This window comes from Streptomyces sp. NBC_00490 (genome assembly GCF_036013645.1).
In the GTDB taxonomy this organism is placed as follows: domain Bacteria; phylum Actinomycetota; class Actinomycetes; order Streptomycetales; family Streptomycetaceae; genus Streptomyces; species Streptomyces canus_F.
In genome coordinates this window covers 2,707,041-2,728,721 of sequence record NZ_CP107869.1, presented here as the reverse complement: position 1 = coordinate 2,728,721, position 21,681 = coordinate 2,707,041, and the positions used below count along the sequence as shown (strand labels likewise).

General features: G+C 71.4%; 22 protein-coding genes. 9 read left to right on the top strand and 13 right to left on the bottom strand.

The features are described 5' to 3' along the window. Positions 1 to 2 precede the first annotated feature (2 nt). Complete coding sequence (locus tag OG381_RS12225) at positions 3 to 464, bottom strand: MaoC family dehydratase (RefSeq protein WP_327716130.1); 462 nt, start codon at positions 462 to 464, stop codon at positions 3 to 5. A 91-nt stretch (positions 465 to 555) separates the two neighbouring features. Between OG381_RS12225 and soxR the strand changes: the two genes are divergently transcribed. Together soxR and OG381_RS12215 are read left to right on the top strand one after the other, a co-directional pair. Continuing rightward, the gene (soxR, locus tag OG381_RS12220; protein ID WP_327716129.1) at positions 556 to 1,047 is read left to right on the top strand and encodes a redox-sensitive transcriptional activator SoxR; all 492 of its coding nucleotides are present in this window, start codon (positions 556 to 558) and stop codon (positions 1,045 to 1,047) included. Positions 1,048 to 1,176: 129 nt separating this feature from the next. After that, positions 1,177 to 1,911, top strand: a complete 735-nt coding sequence (locus tag OG381_RS12215; protein WP_327716128.1) for a hypothetical protein — start codon at positions 1,177 to 1,179, stop codon at positions 1,909 to 1,911. Here the strand turns inward: OG381_RS12215 and OG381_RS12210 are convergent. Both OG381_RS12210 and OG381_RS12205 read right to left on the bottom strand, forming a co-directional pair. Further along, positions 1,857 to 2,585: a 3-keto-5-aminohexanoate cleavage protein gene (locus OG381_RS12210; RefSeq protein WP_327716127.1), complete on the bottom strand. Its 729-nt coding sequence runs from the start codon at positions 2,583 to 2,585 to the stop codon at positions 1,857 to 1,859. The genes OG381_RS12215 and OG381_RS12210 overlap by 55 nt on opposite strands. Before the next feature lie 131 nt (positions 2,586 to 2,716). Continuing rightward, positions 2,717 to 3,319, bottom strand: a complete 603-nt coding sequence (locus OG381_RS12205) for a hypothetical protein (RefSeq protein ID WP_327716126.1) — start codon at positions 3,317 to 3,319, stop codon at positions 2,717 to 2,719. A 223-nt stretch (positions 3,320 to 3,542) separates the two neighbouring features. On the opposite strand from OG381_RS12205, the gene OG381_RS12200 reads away from it, so the two are divergent. After that, positions 3,543 to 6,326: a penicillin acylase family protein gene (locus tag OG381_RS12200; protein ID WP_327716125.1), complete on the top strand. Its 2,784-nt coding sequence runs from the start codon at positions 3,543 to 3,545 to the stop codon at positions 6,324 to 6,326. 18 nt (positions 6,327 to 6,344) lie between these two features. Here the strand turns inward: OG381_RS12200 and OG381_RS12195 are convergent, their stop codons facing one another. Then, positions 6,345 to 7,661, bottom strand: a complete 1,317-nt coding sequence (locus OG381_RS12195; RefSeq protein WP_327716124.1) for a serine-threonine protein kinase — start codon at positions 7,659 to 7,661, stop codon at positions 6,345 to 6,347. A gap of 96 nt (positions 7,662 to 7,757) precedes the next feature. Further along, positions 7,758 to 8,996, bottom strand: coding sequence for an exo-beta-N-acetylmuramidase NamZ family protein (locus OG381_RS12190; RefSeq protein WP_327716123.1), 1,239 nt, complete (start codon positions 8,994 to 8,996; stop codon positions 7,758 to 7,760). A gap of 161 nt (positions 8,997 to 9,157) precedes the next feature. Between OG381_RS12190 and OG381_RS12185 the strand changes: the two genes are divergently transcribed. From OG381_RS12185 to OG381_RS12175, 3 genes are read left to right on the top strand one after another with little or no spacing between them, the layout of a single operon-like run. Then, positions 9,158 to 9,931, top strand: a complete 774-nt coding sequence (locus tag OG381_RS12185) for an SDR family oxidoreductase (RefSeq protein ID WP_327716122.1) — start codon at positions 9,158 to 9,160, stop codon at positions 9,929 to 9,931. Continuing rightward, a complete protein-coding gene (locus OG381_RS12180; RefSeq protein ID WP_327716121.1) occupies positions 9,928 to 11,595 on the top strand; it encodes a class I adenylate-forming enzyme family protein in 1,668 nt (555 codons plus the stop codon). Before OG381_RS12185 ends, OG381_RS12180 begins: the two co-directional genes overlap by 4 nt. A 26-nt stretch (positions 11,596 to 11,621) precedes the next feature. Next, a complete protein-coding gene (locus OG381_RS12175; protein WP_327716120.1) occupies positions 11,622 to 12,215 on the top strand; it encodes a TetR/AcrR family transcriptional regulator in 594 nt (197 codons plus the stop codon). Here OG381_RS12175 and OG381_RS12170 read toward each other — a convergent pair. From OG381_RS12170 to OG381_RS12155, 4 genes are all read right to left on the bottom strand, one after another. After that, positions 12,101 to 12,343, bottom strand: coding sequence for a hypothetical protein (locus tag OG381_RS12170; protein WP_327722445.1), 243 nt, complete (start codon positions 12,341 to 12,343; stop codon positions 12,101 to 12,103). The two genes, OG381_RS12175 and OG381_RS12170, sit on opposite strands and share 115 nt — an antisense overlap. A 358-nt stretch (positions 12,344 to 12,701) precedes the next feature. Continuing rightward, positions 12,702 to 13,916, bottom strand: coding sequence for an acyl-CoA dehydrogenase family protein (locus OG381_RS12165; protein WP_327716119.1), 1,215 nt, complete (start codon positions 13,914 to 13,916; stop codon positions 12,702 to 12,704). A 6-nt stretch (positions 13,917 to 13,922) separates the two neighbouring features. Next, positions 13,923 to 14,954, bottom strand: a complete 1,032-nt coding sequence (locus tag OG381_RS12160; protein WP_327716118.1) for a phosphotransferase family protein — start codon at positions 14,952 to 14,954, stop codon at positions 13,923 to 13,925. Positions 14,955 to 15,142: 188 nt separating this feature from the next. Continuing rightward, positions 15,143 to 15,439 (bottom strand): hypothetical protein, encoded by a 297-nt coding sequence (locus OG381_RS12155; RefSeq protein WP_327716117.1) that lies wholly within the window; start codon positions 15,437 to 15,439, stop codon positions 15,143 to 15,145. 112 nt (positions 15,440 to 15,551) lie between these two features. Here OG381_RS12155 and OG381_RS12150 point away from each other — a divergent pair, with 112 nt between their 5' ends. Then, a complete protein-coding gene (locus tag OG381_RS12150) occupies positions 15,552 to 16,499 on the top strand; it encodes an NADP-dependent oxidoreductase (RefSeq protein WP_327716116.1) in 948 nt (315 codons plus the stop codon). Between the two features lie 22 nt (positions 16,500 to 16,521). Here OG381_RS12150 and OG381_RS12145 read toward each other — a convergent pair whose 3' ends face one another. The 4 genes from OG381_RS12145 to OG381_RS12130 form a co-directional block, all read right to left on the bottom strand. Continuing rightward, positions 16,522 to 16,845: a DUF202 domain-containing protein gene (locus OG381_RS12145; protein WP_327716115.1), complete on the bottom strand. Its 324-nt coding sequence runs from the start codon at positions 16,843 to 16,845 to the stop codon at positions 16,522 to 16,524. Then, on the bottom strand, positions 16,842 to 17,234 hold the full coding sequence (locus OG381_RS12140; RefSeq protein WP_046256647.1) for a YidH family protein: 393 nt from the start codon (positions 17,232 to 17,234) through the stop codon (positions 16,842 to 16,844). Before OG381_RS12140 ends, OG381_RS12145 begins: the two co-directional genes overlap by 4 nt. Before the next feature lie 32 nt (positions 17,235 to 17,266). Beyond that, the gene (locus OG381_RS12135) at positions 17,267 to 17,782 is read right to left on the bottom strand and encodes an NUDIX hydrolase (protein WP_327716114.1); all 516 of its coding nucleotides are present in this window, start codon (positions 17,780 to 17,782) and stop codon (positions 17,267 to 17,269) included. An 84-nt stretch (positions 17,783 to 17,866) separates the two neighbouring features. Then, on the bottom strand, positions 17,867 to 18,763 hold the full coding sequence (locus OG381_RS12130) for a DMT family transporter (protein WP_327716112.1): 897 nt from the start codon (positions 18,761 to 18,763) through the stop codon (positions 17,867 to 17,869). 357 nt (positions 18,764 to 19,120) lie between these two features. On the opposite strand from OG381_RS12130, the gene OG381_RS12125 reads away from it, so the two are divergent. Next, entirely contained in the window at positions 19,121 to 20,071 is a 951-nt protein-coding gene (locus OG381_RS12125) for a hypothetical protein (protein ID WP_327716111.1), read from the top strand. A 33-nt stretch (positions 20,072 to 20,104) separates the two neighbouring features. Further along, positions 20,105 to 21,634 carry an APC family permease gene (locus OG381_RS12120; protein WP_327716110.1) on the top strand — a complete coding sequence of 510 codons (1,530 nt, stop codon included), beginning with the start codon at positions 20,105 to 20,107 and terminating at the stop codon, positions 21,632 to 21,634. Positions 21,635 to 21,681 lie beyond the last annotated feature (47 nt).

Sequence of the window (21,681 nt, the reverse complement as noted above, 5' to 3'; positions counted from 1 at the left end):
GCTCAGAGGTAGTAGCGCGACACCGACTCGGCGACACAGACCGGCTTGTCGCCGCCCTCGCGCTCGACGCTGAAGGCGACGGTGACCTGGACGCCGCCGGCCACGTCGTCCACCCCGGTGATCACCGCGGTGGCCCGCAGTCGCGAGCCGACCGGCACGGGCGCGGGGAAACGCACCTTGTTGGTGCCGTAGTTGACGCCCATCTTCACGTTCTCGACCCTGATCAGCTGCGGCCCGAACAACGGCAGCAGCGACAGGGTCAGATACCCGTGCGCGATGGTGGTCCCGAACGGTCCGGCGGCCGCCTTCTCGGGGTCGACATGGATCCACTGGTGATCGCCGGTGGCCTCGGCGAACAGGTCGATCCGCTTCTGGTCGACGTCCAGCCAGTCGGTGTACCCCAGCTGCTCACCCACCGCGGCCTTCAGCTCGTCGGCCCCTGCGAACACCCTCGGCTCTGCCATGTCGCGCCTCCTCGTCCCGAACTCTAAGCGACTGCTTAGCATGGTCGGCCGCGGGGCCTGTGTCAACGGAGGCATGGGTAGGCTTCGAGGGGTGCCCCAGATTCCCGAGAAGATCCACGAACTCACGGTCGGCCAGCTCGCCGCCCGCAGCGGCGCCGCCGTCTCCGCCCTGCACTTCTACGAGTCCAAGGGCTTGATCACCAGCCGCCGCACCACCGGAAACCAACGCCGCTACCACCGCGACGCCCTCCGCCGGGTCGCCTTCGTCCGAGCCGCCCAACGCGTGGGCATCCCCCTCGCCACGATCCGCGAGGCCCTGGCCGAACTCCCCGAGGAACGCACGCCCACCCGAGAGGACTGGGCCCGCCTCTCCGAGGCCTGGCGCTCCGAGCTGGACGAACGCATCAAGCAGCTCAACCGCCTCCGGGACCACCTCACCGACTGCATCGGCTGCGGTTGCCTCTCCCTGGACACCTGCGTCCTGTCCAACCCGGACGACGCGTTCGGCCAACGCCAGGCAGGCTCCCGCCTGATGGTGGAACGCAAGCCGGACCACCAGGAGAACGCGACCCGCTGCGGCTGACGCACACCGGACGGGACGCAACCCGGCGTTCGGACGCGGAAATGCGGTGGGCGACCGGATCGGCCGCTGGTAACGTCGCGATCTTCGGCCGGCGGGACCGCCGCGCACGGAGTCCTGACGGGACGATCCATGTCCTCACCGACCCTCGACACCGCCCTCGCGCGCATATCCACGGTGTTCCGCGGCGCGTCGAGCCCCGACGAGACCGGCTGCGGCTACTGCCACGCCCCCGAGGAGACCGCGTATCTGCGTACGCCGGACATCCCCGTGCCCCCCGACGTCGTGCAGTACTACCTCTTCGAGGTCTCCGACCACTTCGACGACCACGCCGCCGTCATGCGCCGCCTCCTGCCGCAGGCGGCCCGTGCGATGGCCGACGGCACCTTGGGCGCGATCAACTACGGCGCCCACGGGCTGACCCGGGTGGACTGGCGCTCCTGGCCCCCGGAGCAGGCCGCCGCGATCGACACGTTCCTGCGCGCCTGGTGGCAGGACGTCCTCACCGCACCCGACCCGCCCTACGGCATCGACGACATCTTCGACACCTGCGCCACGATCGCGAGAACGGTGACCCCGTTCCTCGACGCCTGGCCCCGCACCCCGGTCGCCGACGCCCACCTCGCCCACTGCGCCGACGTCTGGCTCTACGACCTGCTGTCCGACGCCTCCCCGTTCACCTGGTGGTACGACGACAGCGAGAAGACCGGCATCGCGGACCTGCGCACCTGGCTCTCCGGCCCCGGCGCCGCCCGCCTCCGTGCCCAGGGCGAGCACGACCTCGCGACCCGGGCCGAACTCCTCGCCCTGCCCTACGACGACCGCTGGGCCCACCCGTACTGGACCAGCCCGGCAGCCACCAACTGAGCGTTGGAGGAGGCGGGTTCACCGTCCGGCAGGACCAGCGTGTCCTCCAGTCCGATCCGGGTCGCGAGCCGCAGGCGCCCGGCCAGCCGCAGCACCGGCCACGCACCGCCGTCCTCACCGTGCAGCAGCACCGGGCGGCCGTGCGCGGCCCCCACCTCGGCCAACAGCGCACGCGCCGTGTCCTCGGCGGTCTGCGGCGACCCGTCGGTCACCTCGGCCAGCACCCGCAGCACCCGGGGCCCGAGCGGCGACACGGCGAACCGGGAGGCCGCGTCCGTCCCGGACCAGATACCGGCCTCCACACCCACACCCCGCTCGATGAGCGCGGCCGCCAGCTCCTCCGCCCCCGGCTCGTGCCAGTTGACGGAGGCGTGATCGGGAAGCACGGTCCAGTCCCGCACCCGCTCCAACCGCCGCGCGGGATCGGGTTCCGTCCAAGCGCCCGTGGTCACCCCGACCGGCACCGACACCCGCGCCCGAATGGCGTCGAGGGTCGCCGCGAGCACCCGCGGCGACAAGGTGTCGTCACCGCACGGGGACTTGGGATGGACATGGATGTCCGTGGCCCCGGCCGCGACGGCCGCGGCCGCCGAATCGGCCAGAGCCTGCGGTGACAGCGGCACGACCGCTCCGTCGGCGGCCCCTCGGGACCCGTTGAGACACACCTGGACCATGCCTCGATGGTGCCACTCGGAAGGCACCGGACCGCGACAGGGGCCCACTGCCCCCGATCAGGGCTGTACCGCGCGAACCGTTAGAAGAGGGGTGCGGCATCCCCGGCGCACCCCCCGGTCGCTCCACTCGCTCAGGCAGACACCAGCAGCCGTCCACGCCGGGACGCCGCCAGGGCCTCGGACGTCAGCACCGGACGCGGCACCACGATCCCGCAGTCCGTGCACACCGGGCCCGAGGAGGGTTCGTGGGCCAGGTCGTACATCCAGGTCAGCCGCTCTCCGCTGCACACCGGGCACACCGAGCCCGGTTCACGCTCCAGCGCGGAGATCAGCCTGCGCAACACCTCGGCCAGCGGTTCACGGGGGTGGAGCCGCGGGTCGTCGCACCACGCGACGCCGAAACCGCCCCAGGTCAGCCGGTGCCAGTCGTCGACACTGCCCGGCCTGCGCAGCCCGTCGTGCTTCTCCTTCTTGCGTCGCTCGGCGAACTCGACCTCATAGGCCAGCCAGACCGAACGCGCCTCCTCCAGCTCGTCCAACGCGGCCACGAGCCGCGCCGGGTCGGGGGACCGGTCCTCCGGGCCGAATCCGGCCCGGGAGCACAGATGGTCCCAGGTCGCCCTGTGCCCGTAGGGGGCAAAACGCTCCAGGCACTTACGCAACGAGTAGCGTCGCAGCGCCAGATCGCATCGCGGATCTCGCACCTGTCTCGCCAGACTCCGGAAACCGGCCATCGCCCTGCACCTCCGTCACACCTGCACCTGTACTTCGGTCACTTCGGCGTCGTCGCTTCGGACGTCGCCGAATAGACGTATCGACACGCGATTCGGCTCCATCCGATTTCCGATGCCTCCCATCAGCCTCCGGACCGGCTACCAAAACTTGACGCATGTTCATCTTCAAACCCGGGGATACCGGCGGTAACGCCTGACTCAACTCCCGTCGGTAGGAGCCGCCATGCTTCGGCGTACCTCGCGCACCACCCTCGACAGACTGAGAACTCCCGGCAGGGTCACCGGGTTCCTGAAGACCGCTTCCGTATGCGCCCTGATCGCAGGTCTTTTGTCGCCGCTCGGTCAAGCGGCCGCGGCCGCCGAGGCGACGGCCGCCAACGACTACTGCGGCAGCCAGTGCTCCGACATCCTCCCGCCCGGCCAGAACGGCAACGCCACCCTCTCCCAGATCCTCCTCAACCAGGCCTTCGGTACCCAGCCCGAGCACGCCGAGGACCAGCTCGGTCCCTACGCCAACCTGGCCAAGGGGTACCCGTCGCTGACCAACGCCACGATCAACACCTTCTTCAACGACGCCTCCTTCGGCGTCCCCTCCGATCAAGTCGCCTCCACTCTCAGTCCCGGCGGCCGCAGCGACGTGACGATCGTCCGCGACAAGAAGACGGGCGTGCCGCACATCACCGGTACCACCAGATACGGCACTGAATACGGAGCGGGCTATGCGGCGGCTCAGGACCGGCTGTGGCTCATGGACGTCTTCCGTCACGTCGGCCGCGGCCAGCTGACCGCTTTCGCCGGCGGCGACCCCTCCAACCAGGGCCTCGAGCAGCAGTTCTGGCGCAACGCCCCGTACACCGAGGCCGATCTGCAGGCCCAGATAGACAACGCGGTCGCCAACGCCGGGGCCCGCGGCCAGCAGGCCCTCGCCGACGTCAACGCCTACATCGCCGGCATCAACGCCTACATCGACGCCTCCGACAGCGGCCGCTACTTCCCCGGCGAGTACGTCCTGACCGGCCACAAGGACTCCGTCACCAACGCCGGCACCATCGAGCACTTCAAGACCACCGACCTGGTCGCGCTGGCCTCGGTGATCGGCGCGCTGTTCGGTTCCGGAGGTGGCGGCGAGGTCAACAACGCGCTCTCGCTGCTCGCCGCGCAGCAGCAGTACGGCGTGACGGAGGGCACCAAGGTCTGGGAGTCCTTCCGCGAGCGCAACGACCCCGAGGCCGTCGTCACCGTCCACGACAAGAGCTTCCCGTACGCCACCAAGCCCGCCGACCCGCAGGGCGGGGCCCTGCCCGACGCCGGCTCGGTGACCACCGAGCCGCTGGTCTACGACCCCACGGGCACCGGAGCGGGGCAGAGCGCCACCGCGGCCTCCGCCGCGGCGACCGCGACCGCACTCAGCTCGGCCAAGCGCGGTATGTCCAACGCCCTTGTCGTCAGCGGCAAGCACACCGCCAGCGGCCACCCGGTCGCCGTGTTCGGCCCGCAGACCGGCTACTTCGCACCCCAGCTGCTCATGCTCCAGGAGATCCAGGGCCCGGGCCTCAGCGCCCGCGGTGCCTCCTTCGCGGGCCTGAGCATGTACGTCGAACTCGGCCGCGGCCAGGACTACGCGTGGAGCGCCACGACCTCCGGCCAGGACATCATCGACACCTACGCCGTCGAGCTGTGCCAGGACGACTACCACTACCTGTACCACGGCACCTGTACGGCGATGGAGAAGATCGAGCGGAAGAACTCCTGGGCCCCGACCACCGCCGACGACACCGCCGCGGGCTCCTACACGATGCGGGTCTGGCGCACGAAGTACGGGCCCGTCGAGTACCGGGCGACGGTCGGCGGCAAGAAGGTCGCCTACACCACCCTGCGCTCGTCGTTCATGCGTGAGGCCGACTCGATCATCGGCTTCCAGATGCTGAACGACCCGGACTACGTGAAGAGCCCGGAGACCTTCCAGAGCGCGGTGCAGCACGTCAACTACACCTTCAACTGGTTCTACGCCGACTCCACGCACACCGCGTACTACAACAGCGGCGACAACCCGGTGCGTGCCACCGGCGTCGACGCCGACTTCCCGGTGTGGGCACGGTCGGTGTACGAGTGGCAGGGCTGGAACCCGACGACGAACGCGGCCGCCTACACCCCCGCCTCGGCCCACCCCAACTCCATCGACCAGGACTACTACATCTCCTGGAACAACAAACAGGCCGCCGACTACTCGACCGCGCCCTGGGGCGACGGGTCCGTGCACCGCGGCAACCTGCTCGAGGACCGGGTGCAGAAGCTGGTCGCCGCGGGCGGCGTGACCCGGGCCGCGCTGGTGAAGGCGATGGCCGACGCGGCCCTGGCCGACCTGCGCGCGGAGGACGTGCTGCCGGACCTGCTGAAGGTGATCAACAGCAGCACGGTCACCGACTCCACGGCCGCCGCCGCGGTGAGCAAGCTCCAGACCTGGCTCACGGCGGGCGGCAAACGCACGGAGACGTCGGCGGGTTCGAAGGCGTACGCCAACGCCGAGGCGATCCGCATCCTCGACGCGTGGTGGCCGCTGCTGGTGAAGGCCGAGTTCGAACCCGGCCTCGGCACCGGCCTGTACACGGCCATGACCGCCAACCTGCCCGTCGACGAGGCCCCGTCCGCCGCGCACGGCCCGACCGGCGCGCACGCGGGCAGCTCCTTCCAGTACGGCTGGTGGTCCTACGTCGACAAGGACATCCGCGCGGTGCTCGGTGAGACGGTGAAGGGGCCGCTGGAGCGGAAGTACTGCGGCGGCGGCACCCTGAGCGCCTGCCGGGACACCCTGATCAGCACCCTGAAGACGGCGGCCGGCAAGACCGCGGCCCAGGTCTACCCCGGCGACGACCTGTGCGCGGCGGGCAACCAGTGGTGCGCCGACTCGATCGTCCAGCGCACCCTGGGCGGCATCAAGCACTACAACATCAGCTGGCAGAACCGGCCGACCTACCAGCAGGTCGTGGAGTTCACCTCACACAGGTGACCTGACAGCGGCGGCGGGTCAGCGGACGCGGCCCGCCGCCAGCACCACCCGCGCCAGCTCCGGGTGCACGATGTCGCTGTGCGCCCCGGCCGGCGCCCCGCCACGCCTGACCACCTCGGACGCGTCGATGTTGACGCACCCCGAGGCGGGCAGCGTGGCCCGCAGCGCGTCGGCGAGCCTCCACGCACGCGTGCCCGGCACCGCCTGCACCCCGTCGAAGCCCATCGCGCCCCACTTGGCGCCCAGCATCCGCCCGACGTCCGCCCCGACGGCCCCCCGCGCGTCCCCGGCCATCCGTGAGGCCAGCGGATACATCGTGCTCAGCGCGGAGTCGTGGCGGGAGAAACAGCACACCAGGGGACCGTCGATCCGGTTCTGCTGACCCTGCAGCACGCCTCCCGCGCGGGTGTCGTGCGGCAGCCGGGACGCGAACGCGTAGTGGGAGAAGGCCCCTTGGAGCAGCGTCACGGACTTCACCGTGCGCACCCCCTCGGGCAGCCCGCGCAGTGCGAACGACACGAGACGCCCGCCGAAGCTGTGCCCGACCAGATGGACCCGCACCTCGGGCGCCTTCGCGGCGAGCTGCCCGATCACCCGTCCGAGGCCGCGCTCGCCGACCGTTCCCGCGCGCCGCTTCATGGCGTAGTACGTCGCCTGCCGCAGCAGTTCGTGGGCACCGTCCCAGGGATTGGGGATCGCGAACCCGGCCGTCCCGTCCGTCGATTCGAGGTGCGCCAGCGCCCGCGCGAAGTCCTCGCAGACCGCTGTCACGGGCGCGGAGAACATGTCCGGCTCGCTCTGCGGCACCCCCTCGGCCAGGGTGTCCGCCCCGAACAGCACCTGCGGTCCCGGCGGCACCAGCTCGACCAGCATCCGCACCAGTCGGCCGAACTCCTCCAACTCGGCCTCCTCGCGCGGCTGCTGGTCCAGCAGCCGCGTGATCTGCTCGACAATGGTCGCCCGGCCGGGGAACGCCTCCAGGAGAGCGTGCCGCGTGTCCTTGTCGAGCACTGGACGCCGGGCCGACTCGGCCGCCACGGAGCGCGGGAAGTCCGGGATCGGCTCGTCGCAGAACCGCATCGACGGCCACACCACCCCCACGAATCCGAGGCGGGCGGTCGGAGCGAGCGCCGGGACCGGCTCGAAGAAGCGGCTGCAGAGCCGGGTCGCGCCGGAGCGGTCGCTGTTCCAGCCGTGCGCGAAGACGATCAGATCCCGGACCTTTCGCTCCGCCACACCGGCGATGAGCCGATCCCGACGTCTGCCGTCCGGATCGCCGTCCGAGTCGAAGGTCAGCTCCCAGTACGGACTCACACTCATCGCCGGATCCGCCATGACAGGCCCCCTTGTCCCCCGAAGTGGTGCGATGCGGTCGCATCGTCCTGCTACGGGGCGAAGTTGGCCATACTCAACGGCTCAACCATCGGGGGATCATCTGTACAGGAGGTACTCCCTGCGGGTCGCCCGGAACGCCGCCAGCTCCTCCTGCCAGCCCGCCACGACCTCGTCGGGGCCGGCCCCCGCGTCGATCGCGGTACGCACCTGGGTGGAGCCCGTCAGCTTGTCGATCCAGTTGTCGGACCGCCACGCGAAGCCGCTCCACACCCGTTTCGCGGTCACCAGCAGGGCGATTCCGGTGCGCACGGGGTCGTAGGCCGCCCGGTCGTGCACATGGATCTGCACGCCGCCGACGGTCCTGCCCTGGAACTTGGAGAACGTCGGCGCGAAGTACGCCTCCCTGAAGTGCACGCCCGGCAGCGCGAGTTCGCCCGCGGCCGCGGCCCAGCGTCCGTCGACCCCCTCCGCGCCCAGCAGTTCGAAGGGTCGGGTCGTGCCGCGTCCCTCCGACAGGTTCGTCCCCTCGAAGAGACACGTCCCCGAATACACCAACGCGGTGTCCGGGGTGGGCATGTTGGGGCTCGGCGGCACCCAGGGCAGCCCGGACGTGTCGTAGAACTCCGACCGCTTCCACCCGGTCATGAGGACGGTCTCCAGGGCCACCGGCGCGGTGAGGAACTCCCCGTTGAACAGCCGCGCCAGCTCCGCGACGGTCATGCCGTGCGCCTGGCAGATGGGCTGCCGCCCCACGAAGGTGGCGAACTCCTTGTGCAGGACGGGCCCTTGGGCCGCGCGCCCGGTCACCGGGTTCGGCCGGTCCAGCACCACGAACCGCTTGCCCGCCAGCTGGGCGGCCTCCATGCAGTCGTACAGCGTCCAGATGTACGTGTAGAAGCGCGCGCCCACGTCCTGGATGTCGAAGACGACGGTGTCGACGCCGGAGGCGGTGAAGATGTCGGCCAGCGGCCGGCCGCTCTTGAGGTAGGTGTCGTAAACGGGCAGTCCGGTCGCCGGGTCGTCGTAGCGGCCCTCGGATCCTCCCGCCTGCGCGGTGCCCCGGAAGCCGTGCTCGGGGCCGAAGACGGCGATCAGGTTCACGCGGTTGTCGGCGTGCATGACGTCGACGATGTGGCGGGCGTCCCGGGTGATGCCGGTGGGGTTGGTGACGATGCCGACGCGTTGGCCGTCGAGCTGGGCGTAGCCGTCGGCCGCCAGCCGCTCGAAGCCGGTACGGAGTCGGCGGTGCCGCTCGGCCGCGGAGGCGGGCGGTGCGCTGGAGAATGCCGTTGCTGCCGTTGTCGCTGCGAGGAGAGCTCGTCTGGATAGGCGCATGGGGGGCACGGTATTGCTCCCGCGGGTTGTGTGGAAGGTACCGGTGCTTCGTGGCTTGTCGCGCGGTTCCGCGCGCCCCTGGGTGGGTGCGGTCACTCTTCCTTAACCACATACCGACTGGTTAGTCTGGCGATGCAGTCGAGCCGCGTCGAAGGAGACCGATGGTGGAAGCCGTTCAGGGTGCTGGTGTCGTTGTCACGGGAGCCGGAGGGGGTATCGGGGCCGCCCTCGCTCGCCGGTTCGCCGCCGAGGGGGCCCGCGTCGTCGTGAACGACCTGGACGGCGCCCGCGCCGAGGCCGTTGCCCAGGAGATCGGCGGTGTCGCTGTGCCCGGCGATGCCTCCGCCGTCGTCGGCGAGGCCCGCGCCGCACTCGGCGGCACCGTCGACGTGTACTGCGCCAACGCCGGCGTCGCCTTCGGCGGGCCCGATGTGGACGATCTCGGCGACGCCAAGGCCTGGGAGCTCTCCTGGGACGTCAACGTCATGGCACACGTGCGGGCCGCTCACGAGCTGCTGCCGGACTGGCTGGAGCGGGGCAGCGGGCGGTTCGTGTCGACCGTGTCCGCCGCCGGGCTGCTCACCATGATCGGGGCGGCGCCCTACAGCGTCACCAAGCACGGGGCGTACGCCTTCGCCGAGTACCTGTCGCTGACCTACCGCCACCGCGGGATCAAGGTCCACGCCATTTGTCCGCAGGGCGTGCGCACGGACATGCTCTCGGCCACCGGCAGCGCGGGCGACCTGGTCCTCAAGCCGACGGCCGTGGAGCCCGAGGACGTCGCGGAGGCTCTCTTCAAGGGCATCGCCGAGGACCGCTTCCTGATCCTGCCGCACCCCGAGGTCGCCGAGTACTACCGGTTCCGAGCCGCCGACCCCGACCGCTGGCTGGGCAACATGAACCACCTCCAGCAGAAGTGGGAGGAGGCCCGGTGACCGAGTCCCTGTACGCCGCCAAGCCCTGGGTCGCCCTGCTCAACGAGGCCCAGCGCGCTCCCATAGCGCCCGACGACTCCCTCGTGCACGCCCTGCGCAGGGTCGTCGCCGAGGCCCCGGACCGCACGTTCCTCGCCTACTTCGACGGCCGCCTCACCTACCGCGAGATCGACGAGCTCAGCGACTCCGTCGCCGGGCACCTCGCAGAGCGCGGCCTGGAGCGCGGCGACCGGGTGGCGATCCTGCTCCAGAACTCCCCGCACTTCGTCATCGCCCTGCTGGGCGCGTGGAAGGCGGGCGCGACCGTCGTACCCGTCAACCCCATGTACAAGTCGGGGGAGGTCACCCACGTCCTGCGGGACGGCGAGGTGGCCGCGCTGATCTGCTCCGACCGGGCCTGGGAGTCGTATCTGCGCGAGACGGCGGCGGACTCTCCGGTGCGGATCGTGCTGACCGGCTGCGAGCTGGACTTCCAGACCCGCGACGACGCGCGCGTGCTGGCCTTCGAGAGGCTGCCGCAGGCCGCCGACGCCGACGACCTGGCCGCCGTGGCCCGCGCGGGCCACCGGGCGCCCGAGGGCCGCGACCCGGACCCGTCCGGCATCGCGCTCATCAGCTACACCTCGGGCACCAGCGGCGCCCCCAAGGGCGCCACCAACACGCACGGCAACATCATGTGCAACGCCGAGCGGCAGCGCACGGGCCTGGCCCTGCCGGACGCGCCCGTGTACTACGCGCTGGCGCCGCTGTTCCACATCACCGGGATGGTGTGCCAGCTCGGTGCCTGTCTCAACAGCGCGGGCACGCTGGTGCTGACGTACCGCTTCGAGGCGGGGGTCGTGCTGGAGGCGTTCGCCGAGCACCGGCCGCACTACACGGTCGGCCCGTCGACGGCCTTCATGGCGCTCGCCGCCCACCCGGACGTCACCCGCGAGCACTTCTCCTCCTTCGTCAACATCTCCTCCGGCGGTGCCCCGCTGCCGCCCGCCCTGGTGGAGAAGTTCCGGGCGGGCTTCGGGCCCTACATCCGCAACGGCTACGGGCTCACCGAGTGCACCGCCCCCTGCGCCTCCGTGCCGCCCCAGCTGGAGGCGCCCGTCGATCCGGTGTCCGGGACGCTGGCCGTGGGCCTGCCGGGGCCCCAGACGGTCGTACGGATCGTCGACGACAAGGGCGCCGAGGTGCCCTTCGGCGAGCAGGGCGAGATCCTCGTGCGCGGCCCGCAGGTCGTGCCCGGCTACTGGCGGCGCCCCGAGGCCACCGCCGAGACCTTCCCGGACGGCGAGCTGCGCACCGGCGACATCGGCTTCATGGACGCGCAGGGCTGGCTCTACGTCGTCGACCGCAAGAAGGACATGATCAACGCGTCCGGCTTCAAGGTGTGGCCGCGCGAGGTCGAGGACGTGCTCTACACCCACCCGGCGGTGCGCGAGGCGGCCGTCGTCGGCGTGCCGGACGGGTATCGCGGGGAGACCGTCAAGGCGTACATCAGCCTGCGTCCGGGCGCCGACACGGACCCGGATGAACTCGCGGTGTACTGCAAGGAGAGACTGGCCGCCTACAAATACCCGAGGCAGGTGGAGATCCTGCCCGACCTGCCGAAGACGGCGAGTGGGAAGATCCTCCGGCGGGAACTGCGTTCCCGCAGGCACAACGAGCAGTAGCGAACGGAAAAGCAGGAGGCGGCACAGTGCCAAGGACGACCGACGGAGACGGTACGCCCGTCCCGCAGCGGCTGCTGGCCGCCGCCACCCGGCTCTTCGCCGAGCGGGGCTACGACCGCACCTCCGTGCAGGAGATCGTCGAGGCGGCAGGCGTCACCAAGGGGGCGCTCTACCACTACTTCGGCTCGAAGGACGACCTCCTGCACGAGGTGTACGCGCGCGTGCTGCGCGTCCAGCAGGAGCGCCTCGACGCCTTCGCGAGCTCCGACGAGCCGATCGAGAAGCGGCTGCGCGGTGCCGCCGCGGACGTCGTCGTCACGACGATCGAGAACCTCGACGACGCGATGATCTTCTTCCGCTCCATGCACCATCTGAGCCCGGAGAAGAACAAGCAGGTGCGCGCCGAGCGCCGGCGCTACCACGAGCGGTTCCGCGCGCTCGTCGAGGAGGGCCAGGAGGCGGGCGTCTTCTCGAAGGCGACCCCGGCCGACCTGGTGGTGGACTATCACTTCGGTTCGGTCCACCACCTGTCGACCTGGTACCGCCCCGACGGCCAGATGAGCTCACAGGAGGTCGCCGACCATCTGGCCGACCTGCTGCTGAGAGCCCTGCGCCCCTGACACCGCGCGACCGGCGACGCCCAGTTTCGCCGGGACCGCCGACATGTGGTTGCTGACCGTCTTGGGGAGAGCCCGAGGCGGTTGGCCACCACCCCGTTGGGCTGTCCGTCGGCGATCAGTGTCAGCACGTCCCGCTCCCGCGGGGTGAGCGCCGGGCACGGATCGGGCTGCGGCAGCGGCCGCCCGAGCTGCCCGAGGACCCGCCGGGCCACCCCGGGCCCGAAGATCGCCTCGCGGGCGGCCACGGCCCGGATGGCCCCGCCACCGCCGGGGCGCCCCCGGGCTCGCTGCTCGCACTCGGCGGCACGGCGGCCGTACCCGCCGCGGCGCAGGCCGATCTGGTGCCGTCGCAGGCGCAGGCCGCGTGTTCGATCCCGGTGACCGAGCCACCCCTCTGGACGCTGAGCGCGACCACACAGCCCGGCTGACCATCACCTCGGGGGAGGGGGGCCGGCGGGGCGTGCATGCCCCGCCGGCCCCAGGGGTTCACACGTACTTCTTCAGCTCGCGCCGCGCCAGCGACCGCTGGTGCACCTCGTCCGGCCCGTCGGCGATCATCAGCGTGCGGGCACCGGCGTACAGCTCGGCCAGCGGGAAGTCCTGGCTGACGCCACCCGCGCCGTGCAGCTGGATCGCCCGGTCGATGATGTCGACCACCGCACGCGGCGTGGCGATCTTGATGGACTGGATCTCCGTGTGGGCGCCCCGGTTGCCGACGGTGTCCATCAGCCAGGCCGTCTTCAGCACGAGGAGCCGCAGCTGCTCGACGGTCACCCGCGCGTCGGCGATCCAGTTGTGCACCACGCCCTGCTGGGCCAGCGCCTTGCCGAAGGCCGCACGGGACACCGCCCGGCGGCACATCAGCTCGATCGCCCGCTCCGCCATGCCGATCAGCCGCATGCAGTGGTGGATCCGCCCCGGACCGAGGCGGGCCTGGGCGATGGCGAAGCCGCCGCCCTCCTCGCCGATCAGGTTCGACACCGGCACGCGCGCGTGGTCGAAGACCACCTCGGCGTGACCGCCGTGGGAGTGGTCCTCGTAGCCGAAGACCTGCATCGCCCTCTTGACCGTGACGCCCGGGGTGTCGCGGGGGACCAGGATCATCGACTGCTGGCGGCGGATGTCGTCGCCGTCCGGGTCCGTCTTGCCCATCACGATGAAGATCTTGCAGTCCGGGTTCATCGCCCCGGAGATGTACCACTTGCGGCCCGTGACGACGTACTCGTCGCCCTCCCGCTCGATGTACGTGGTGATGTTGGTGGCGTCCGAGGAGGCCACCTCCGGCTCGGTCATCGCGAACGCCGAGCGGATCTCACCGGCAAGCAGCGGCTCCAGCCACTGCTTCTTCTGCTGCTCGTCACCGAACTGGGTGAGCACCTCCATGTTGCCGGTGTCCGGCGCCGCGCAGTTCAGCGCGGTCGGCGCGAGCTGCGGGGAGCGGCCGGTGATCTCGGCGAGCGGCGCGTACTGCAGGTTGGTCAGCCCGGCCCCGTACTCGGCGTCGGGCAGGAAGAGGTTCCACAGGCCCTGCCTGCGTGCCTCGGCCTTCAACTCCTCCACCACGGCCGGGGTGTCCCACGGCGAGGCCAGCCGGGCGCGCTGCTCCTCGGCGACGGCCTCGGCGGGGTAGACGTGCTCGTCCATGAAGGCGAGCAGCTTGGCACGCAGTTCCTCGGTGCGTGCGTCGAACGCGAAGTCCATGGCGGGTCAGCCTTCCTGGAGGGTGGTCAGGCCGTGCGAGATGAAGACGGGGACGAGGTCGCCGATGCGGTCGAAGCCGTCGCCGACCGTCTGGCCCAGGGTGTAGCGGTAGTGGATGCCCTCGAGGATCACGGCGAGCTTGAACCAGGCGAACGCCGTGTACCAGGACACCTGGGAGACATCGCGCCCCGACCGGGCCGCGTACCGCTCGATCAGCTCGGCCGGCTCCGGGTGCCCGGGGGCTGTGGCGGTGGTGGCGACGGGGGAGTCGGGCATGTCGAGCGGCATGCTGTACATGACCAGCAGCCCGAGGTCGGTGAGCGGGTCACCGAGGGTCGACATCTCCCAGTCGAGGATCGCCTTGATGCTGTCGTCGTCACCGATCAGCACGTTGTCGAGCCGGTAGTCGCCGTGGATCACGGTCGCCTCGGGGGACGTCGGCAGCTGCCGGCCGAGCGCCGCGTGCAGTTCGTCGATGCCGGCCAGCTCACGGTTGCGGGAGGCGTCCAGCTGCTTGCCCCAACGGCGCAGCTGGCGGTCCAGGAAGCCCTCGGGGCGTCCGAAGTCCGCGAGACCCACCCCGGCGGGGTCCACCGCGTGCAGTTCGACGAGCGTGTCCACCAGGGACAGCACCGCGCCCCGGGTGCGCTCCGGGCCGAGCGGGACCAGCTGGTCGGCGGTGCGGTAGGGAGTGCCCTCGACGAACTCCATGACGTAGAACGGCGACCCGAACACCGCTGTGTCCTCTTCGGACTCGCACAGCAGCACCGGCCGCGGCACCGGAACGTTCGTCGGATGCAGCGCGCTGATCACCCGGTGCTCGCGCTTCATGTCGTGCGCGGTGGCCAGGACATGACCGAGCGGAGGCCGTCGTACGACCCACTTCGACGTGCCGTCGGAGACCGCGTAGGTGAGGTTGGACCGTCCGCCCTCGATCAGTCGGCCGGTCAGGGGGCCGTGGACCAGTCCGGGCCGCACGCGGTCGAGCAGGCCGCGCAGCCGGTCGAGGTCGAGTCCGGGCGGATGGTCGGGGCTCATGCATCGCTCCTACGGCAGACGAACACTTCCCGACTCATGATGCCGACCGGTCGGTATGCCGTCCAGTGTGTAGAGCGAACGTGATCTGAGCCACCCTAGGCCGACAGCTCCCCGCGCGGTGCGCCGGGGAGCTGTCGGGGATGCTTCTCGGTCGGGCGATGTCAGGTCGCGGACCGGTCAGTGCCGGGTCAGTGGTCGTCCCAGTGGCCCTCGTGGCGGGCGTGGCGGTGACCGTCGTGCACATAGTCGACGTGGTCGCCGTGCAGCACGCTCTCGTGGCCGCAGTCGTCCCCGTGCGTGTGCTCGTGACCGTCATGGGTGACATGCCCGCCCGGCTCGCACTCGTCCCAGTGGCCGCCGTGCTCGCGGTGCAGATGGCCGCCGTGCGCGTAGTCGACGTGGTCCCCGTGCGGCACCTCGGTGTGCCCGCAGTCGGGGCCGTGCGCGTGGGAGTGGGAGGCGTGTTCCTGGTGGAGGGTGGTCATGCTGCTCACCTTCGGAGATGTTGCCGATGCCGTCGGAAAGGCTGCCACGCGAACGCCGCATATCCGGGCATCCCGCTTGCGTGGCGTCCGAGTACCCCGGAGGGTCGGTGCCATGAAAGGCATCAGCTACTCACGCTACGGCGGGCCCGAGGTCCTCGCATACGGGGAGGTGCGCGACCCCAAGGTCGGGGTCGACGCGGTGCTGGTCAAGGTCCGGGCGGCGGCGGTCAACCCGGTCGACTGGCACGCCCGCGAGGGGCACCTCGACCCGATCCTCGACCCCGTCTTCCCGGTGGTCCCCGGCTGGGACGTGTCCGGGGTCGTGGTCGGACTCGGCGTGTCCGTCACGGAGTTCGCGGTCGGCGACGAGGTCATCGGATACGTCCGCGAGGACTTCCTCTCCCGGGGCACCTTCGCCGAGTACGTGGCCGCCCCCGTCCGCACCCTCGCCCGCAAGCCCCGCACCCTCTCCTTCGAGGAGGCGGCCGGCCTGCCGCTGGTGGGGCTCACCGCCTACCAGGTGCTGGTGAAGGCGCTCCAGGTCAAGCGCGGCGAGACGGTCCTGGTGCACGCGGCGGCGGGGGGTGTGGGCTCCGTCGCCGTACAGCTGGCCCGCCACTTCGGTGCCCGGGTCATCGGTACGGCGAGCCCGCGCAACCACGACTTCGTCCGCGGCCTCGGCGGCGAGCCCGTCGAGTACGGCGAGGGCCTGGCCGAGCGGGTGCGCGGACTGGCCCCCGAGGGCGTGGACGCGGTGTTCGACACGATCGGCGGCGAGACCCTGACGGTCTCGGCGAACCTGCTGGCTCCCGAGGGCCGCCTGGTGTCCATCGCGGACGGGGAGGTCGTCGGCTACGGCGGCCGCTACTTCTGGGTGCGCCCGGACGCCGAGGACCTGCGGCGGCTGTCCGAACTCGCCGATCAGGGCGTGGTGTCGGTGCATGTGTCGCGGACGTTCCCGCTGGAGCGGGCGGCGGAGGCGCAACGGCTGAATCAGGAGGGGCGGACCCGCGGGAAGATCGTGGTGACGGTGGACTGGGAGACCGAGGGGGAGGGGTGAGGGCGAGAAGGGCCGGCGGGAGCTAGAACACCAGGGCGGCCCCGCACGCGGCCATCGCCACGGTGCACAGGACCGCCGCCGTGGCGTGGAGCGGGGCGATCGCGGAGGGGGCGTCGGCGGCGGCGAGGGCGCGGATGCGGCGGTGCGCGAGCAGCAGGAAGCCCAGCCAGAGCACGCAGGCCAGGGCGCAGGCGACGACGCCGGAGGCGGACGGACCGCCGTGCAGCGCGGTCTTGACGGCGAGTACGGCGCAGACGGTGCCGGAGAGGGTCGTACGGCGCCATGCGAGCCGGGTGCGCTCGGGCTGGAGTCCGGGGTCCCGTTCCTCGGCGGCCGGGGTGCTCACCCCTCCCACCCGACGAGCACGACGAAGACCATGGCGACGGCGACGACCGCCACGACGACGCTCAGTACCGCCGGGAACCGCGACACGGGCAGATCCTCGCCCCGTCGCATCGCCCGTTCGCACCGCATCCAGTGATTGACCGCGCGCAACGAGCACAGCACCCCGGCCCCGAGCAGCGCGAGCGCCAGCCCGACCCGCCAGCCCCAGCGCAGATCCGGCAGGAACTGGTCCACCGCGAACCCGCCGCCGATGAGCGCGAGCGCGGTCCGCAGCCAGGCCAGAAAGGTGCGCTCATTGGCGAGCGAGAACCGGTAGTCGGGCGTCCTGCCGTCCTCCCGGATCGCCTCGGGCGCGAACCAGAGCCGGACGTTCCGTGCAAAATCGATCACGCCCTGGACCCTACCGGGCCGTCCGGCCCCGATCAGCCGCCCGCCCGGAAGGCCCGCAGCCGCTCGTACGCGTCCAGGCCGTCCGGTACCCACTCCCACCGCGACAGCCGCCGCTCCACCTCCTCCTCCGGCAGGAAGTCGTGCCAGGCGACCTCCTCGACCTGGGGATTCACCGGCAGATCGCAGCGCACCTCGTACACCGCCGACCACCAGGTCCGCCCGGCGCCGTCGTCGTACAGGAACTTGAAGAGGAACTCGGGGGAGGGGAGCCCGGAGACGCCCAGCTCCTCCTCCGCCTCCCGCAGCGCGGCCTCGTCGTAGGTCTCGCCCGCGCCGACCACTCCGCCGACCCACATGTCGTACAGGGAGGGGAAGACCAGCTTGGTCGCGGTGCGGCGGTGCACGAAGAGACGGCCGGCGGTGTCCCGGACCTGGATGAAGGCGCAGCGGTGGCGCAGGCCCCGGGCGTACGCCGCACCGCGGGGGGACTGCCCGACGACCTGGTCGTTCTCGTCGACGATGTCGAGGATCTCGTCAGCGGAGCTCATGGGGTCCATCCAAGCAGGCCTGTCAGTGGGGCTCGGGGCCGGTCTCGGCAGGCCGACCGCGACACCCCGACCTTCCCGGTGCCGTCAGTTCGGCTGGAGATCCCGCGCCCGTACCGGTCGCTCCGTCGTGCCGCACGGCATCGCCGGATGCAGGCCGAGCAGCACGATCCCGGCCACGACCGCGGCCAGCCCCGCCGCCTCCCACGCGAGCGCCCCCGTGTCGGTGCGCAGCCGGTCGCCCAGGAAGCCCACGCCGCAGATGATCCCGGCGAGGGGCTGGGCGGCGGTGAGGGCGGGGAGCGACATCCGCAGGGAGGCCGTCTCGAAGGCGCTCTGGACCAGCACCAGGCCGGTCACGCCGAGCGCCAGCACCGCGTACGGCTGCCAGCCGGTGAGGACGTGCACGAGGCCGCCCTCGGAGAACCGCTCGCCGCTCACCCGCGTCAGCGCGTCCTGCACGCCGTACAGCAGCCCGGCCGCCACCGCGAGCAGCGCCGGCCCCGCGACCAGCCGGGACCGCTTCGCGTACGTCGTCAGCAGCAGCGCGAGACCGATCATCACGCCGATGATCAGCCAGTGCCGGAACGGGTCCGTGACCGCCGTACCGCCGCGGGGTTCGCCCGCCACGATGAACGCCGTCACGCCGCCGGCGAGGAGCAGCAGGCCCGCCCAGCCCTGGCGGCCCAGTGACTGCTTGGTCTGGTGGCGCGAGAGGGCCATCGCGAACAGCAGGTTCGTCGCCAGCAGCGGCTCCACCAGGGAGATCTCGCCCTGGCCCAGCGCGATGGCGCCGAGGACCATGCCGGCCACCATCAGGGCGATACCGCCGAGCCAGCGAGGGATCTTGACGAGGTCCAGGAGCAGCCGGGGCGAGAGGAAGTCGTTCAGGGGTGCCCGCTGAGCCGCGTTCTGCTGGAGGACGAAACCGAAGCCCAGGCAGCAGGCGGCGCTCACGGCGAGAACCAGAACAAGAACCGACACGCTGCGTACCTCGATCAATGGGCCGGGTTACGGGGACGGGTCAGGGGCCGACTTTAGCGCCCTTGGGCCCGGCTTGCTCCCCGGAGTACCCGGAACCGGGCAGTTGACTCGGTCACCCCGTACGACCTTCTCGCCATGGTGCGGGGGCGGGGCCCAGGACGCCATGGCGTACGCCACACAGAGGCCCGGCGACCTGCCGATCATGATCACAACTGCCTCTCCTGTCACGACAGTTGAACCGTGTAACACCCGTCCCAGCCTTGACGAGAAGCCTTGGCTGCGGGTTTGCTGTCCGTGACCATCTGCCCACGCAACGAACCACGACGTCGAGCAACGTCGCGTGAGGAAGTCTCCGCGGTGTCTCCACCCCCACCCCCACTGGGCCGCAGCCGAAGACGGGCGTCCCAGGCCTTCGACGCCGCCCTCGACGACGCCGAACTCGTCTCCGCCCGCGCCGCGCTGGCCCAGGGCCGCTGGCAGGCCGCCCGCTCCCTGATCGCCCAGTCCGGCGACGAGTGGGACCTGCGCGGCCACCGGGTGACCGTCCTCGCCCTGGAGCCGTACAGCGCCGCCTGGACCCGCGACTGGCTGCTCGCCGAACCCGAGTCCGCCGACGCCTCCGTCCTGCTCGCCCTCGCCCAGGTCCAGCGCGCCCTGCGCGGCAAGGAGAAGCCGGACCGCGCCCGCGAGGCCTGCCGGGCCGCCGCCGAGCGCGCCCCCGCCGACCCCACCCCCTGGCTGGGCCTGCTCATGCTGGAACAGGGCACGGCCGGCGCCGGAAGCGCCGTCCGGATCTTCGAGGAGGTCCGCCGCCGCTACGCCGACCACCACCACGCCCACCATCTGATGGTCGCCCGGCTCGCCGAGCACCGCGCCGACGCCGGCCCGGACCCGCTGCACGAGGTCTACGACTTCGCCAACTGGGCCGCCGAACAGGCCCCCGCCGACTCCCCGCTCGCGATCCTCCCGGTCATCGCCCACGCCGAGCGCTACCGCGTCCTCGCCGGCGCCGGCCATGAGCCCCCCGACCCGGCCGCCTCCGGCCACTGGGTCGGCCGCCGGGCCCGCCAGGTGATGAAGGCCGCCTTCGACTGGTGGCTGGAGTGGGAGCACGAGGGCCACCCCCGCCGCCTCGTCGACCTCAACTTCCTCGCCCACGCCAAGGTCTGCGAGGGCCGGGGCGCCGAGGCCGCCGCCCTGTTCCACCGCATCGGCGAGCACCCCACCCCCGCCCCCTGGGCGTACCCCGACCGCGACCCCGCCTCAGCCTTCCGTGCCGCACGCGACAGCGCGCTCGGCACGGTGTGACGCCCTCCCCTCCCCGAAAAGGACGGTCCCCCCGTGACAACCGACAGCTCGAGTACGAAGAGAACCGACGGCATCAGCACCTTCAAGGGCCAGGAGCGGGCCCTGCGCGCCGACCGCCTGGGCACCGGGGGCCTGCTGCTCTCCGTGCTCGCGGCGACCGCGCCCCTCATGGTGGTCGCGGGTGTCATGCCCACCACATTCGCGGTGATGGGCATCGTCGGACAGCCCCTGCTCTTCGTCCTCCTCGGCGTGATCCTCGTCCTGTTCGGCATCGGCTACGCCGAGATGAGCCGCCACGTCCACAACGCCGGCGCCTTCTACGCGTACATCTCCCGCGGCCTCGGCGGCACGGCCGGCGCGAGCGCGGCCCTGGTCGCCCTGGTCGCCTACAACGCCCTCCAGGTCGGCATCTACGGCATCTTCGGCTTCGAGGTCTCCGGCCTCTTCGCCACCTACGCCGAGCTGGAGGTCGCCTGGTGGATACCGGCCCTGGTGGCCGCACTTGCCGTCGGCGCGCTGGGCTGGCTGAAGATCGACGTCAACGCGAAGGTGCTCGGCGTCCTGCTGGTCATCGAGGTGGTCCTGGTCGTCATCTTCGACATCGCCGCCGTCGCCGACCCCGGCAAGGAGGGCCTGTCCCTGCACGCCTTCAACCCGGACACCCTCACCGGCGCGGGCGTCGGCACCGCCCTGTGCTTCTGCATCGCGGCCTTCCTCGGCTTCGAGCAGGCACCCGTGTACGCCGAGGAGACCAGCCGCCCGCACGTCCTGGTGCCCCGCGTGATGTTCCTGGCCGTCGGCGGGGTCGCCGTCTTCTTCGCGGTCAGCAGCTGGGCCCTCACCGTCGCCACCGGGCCCTCCGCGATCGTCGGCGAGTCGCAGAAGCAGAGCGCCGGACTGCTGTTCAACCTCACCGAGTCCCGCCTCGGCGGCACCTTCACCGACGTCCTGCACATCCTGTTCGTGACCGGCATGTTCGCCGCCATGCTCAGCTTCCACAACGTCGTCGCCCGCTACGCCTTCGCCATGGGCCGCGAGGGCCTGCTCCCCGCCGCCTTCGGCCGCACCACCGGCACCAGCGGTGCCCCCGGAACCGGGTCCCTGCTCCAGACGGCCGTCTCGGTGGTGATCGTCGCCGCCTTCGCGTTCGCCGACGACAAGCCCACCGGCGACCCCACCGAACCCGTCCTGCACCTGTTCACCTGGGGCGGCAACATCGGCGCCCTCGGGGTCATCCTGCTGATGGCGGCGGCCTCCTTCTCGGTGGTCGTCTTCTTCGTCCGCCGCGGCGCCGCCGGCACCCAGGCCTGGCGCCTGGCCACCTCCGCGGTCGCCGGCATCGCCCTGCTCGTCATCGCCGGCTACACCGTCAAGGACTTCGACGTCCTGGTCGGCGCCGGACCGGACTCCTCCCTGAGCTGGCTCCTGCCCGGCATCATCGGCCTCGCCCTGATCGTCGGCCTGGCCCAGGGACTGTTCCTGCGCGCCCGCTCACCCGAGGCCCACGCCCGCATCGGGCTCGGCAACGAGGCGTTCCAGCTGGACAAGGCCGCGTCCTCGTAAGAAGTGGTTACGGAAGTCTGACGGGCACCCGCGAGCCCTGGTCCACC

What these genes read in the sequence shown, in the direction of transcription:
- OG381_RS12225 (WP_327716130.1), bottom strand. Translation starts at nt 464, where the DNA reads ATGGCAGAGCCGAGGGTGTTCGCAGGGGCCGACGAGCTGAAGGCCGCG.
- OG381_RS12215 (WP_327716128.1), top strand. Translation starts at nt 1,177, where the DNA reads ATGTCCTCACCGACCCTCGACACCGCCCTCGCGCGCATATCCACGGTG.
- OG381_RS12210 (WP_327716127.1), bottom strand. Translation starts at nt 2,585, where the DNA reads ATGGTCCAGGTGTGTCTCAACGGGTCCCGAGGGGCCGCCGACGGAGCG.
- OG381_RS12205 (WP_327716126.1), bottom strand. Translation starts at nt 3,319, where the DNA reads ATGGCCGGTTTCCGGAGTCTGGCGAGACAGGTGCGAGATCCGCGATGC.
- OG381_RS12200 (WP_327716125.1), top strand. Translation starts at nt 3,543, where the DNA reads ATGCTTCGGCGTACCTCGCGCACCACCCTCGACAGACTGAGAACTCCC.
- OG381_RS12195 (WP_327716124.1), bottom strand. Translation starts at nt 7,661, where the DNA reads ATGGCGGATCCGGCGATGAGTGTGAGTCCGTACTGGGAGCTGACCTTC.
- OG381_RS12190 (WP_327716123.1), bottom strand. Translation starts at nt 8,996, where the DNA reads ATGCGCCTATCCAGACGAGCTCTCCTCGCAGCGACAACGGCAGCAACG.
- OG381_RS12185 (WP_327716122.1), top strand. Translation starts at nt 9,158, where the DNA reads ATGGTGGAAGCCGTTCAGGGTGCTGGTGTCGTTGTCACGGGAGCCGGA.
- OG381_RS12165 (WP_327716119.1), bottom strand. Translation starts at nt 13,916, where the DNA reads ATGGACTTCGCGTTCGACGCACGCACCGAGGAACTGCGTGCCAAGCTG.
- OG381_RS12160 (WP_327716118.1), bottom strand. Translation starts at nt 14,954, where the DNA reads ATGAGCCCCGACCATCCGCCCGGACTCGACCTCGACCGGCTGCGCGGC.
- OG381_RS12155 (WP_327716117.1), bottom strand. Translation starts at nt 15,439, where the DNA reads ATGACCACCCTCCACCAGGAACACGCCTCCCACTCCCACGCGCACGGC.
- OG381_RS12150 (WP_327716116.1), top strand. Translation starts at nt 15,552, where the DNA reads ATGAAAGGCATCAGCTACTCACGCTACGGCGGGCCCGAGGTCCTCGCA.
- OG381_RS12135 (WP_327716114.1), bottom strand. Translation starts at nt 17,782, where the DNA reads ATGAGCTCCGCTGACGAGATCCTCGACATCGTCGACGAGAACGACCAG.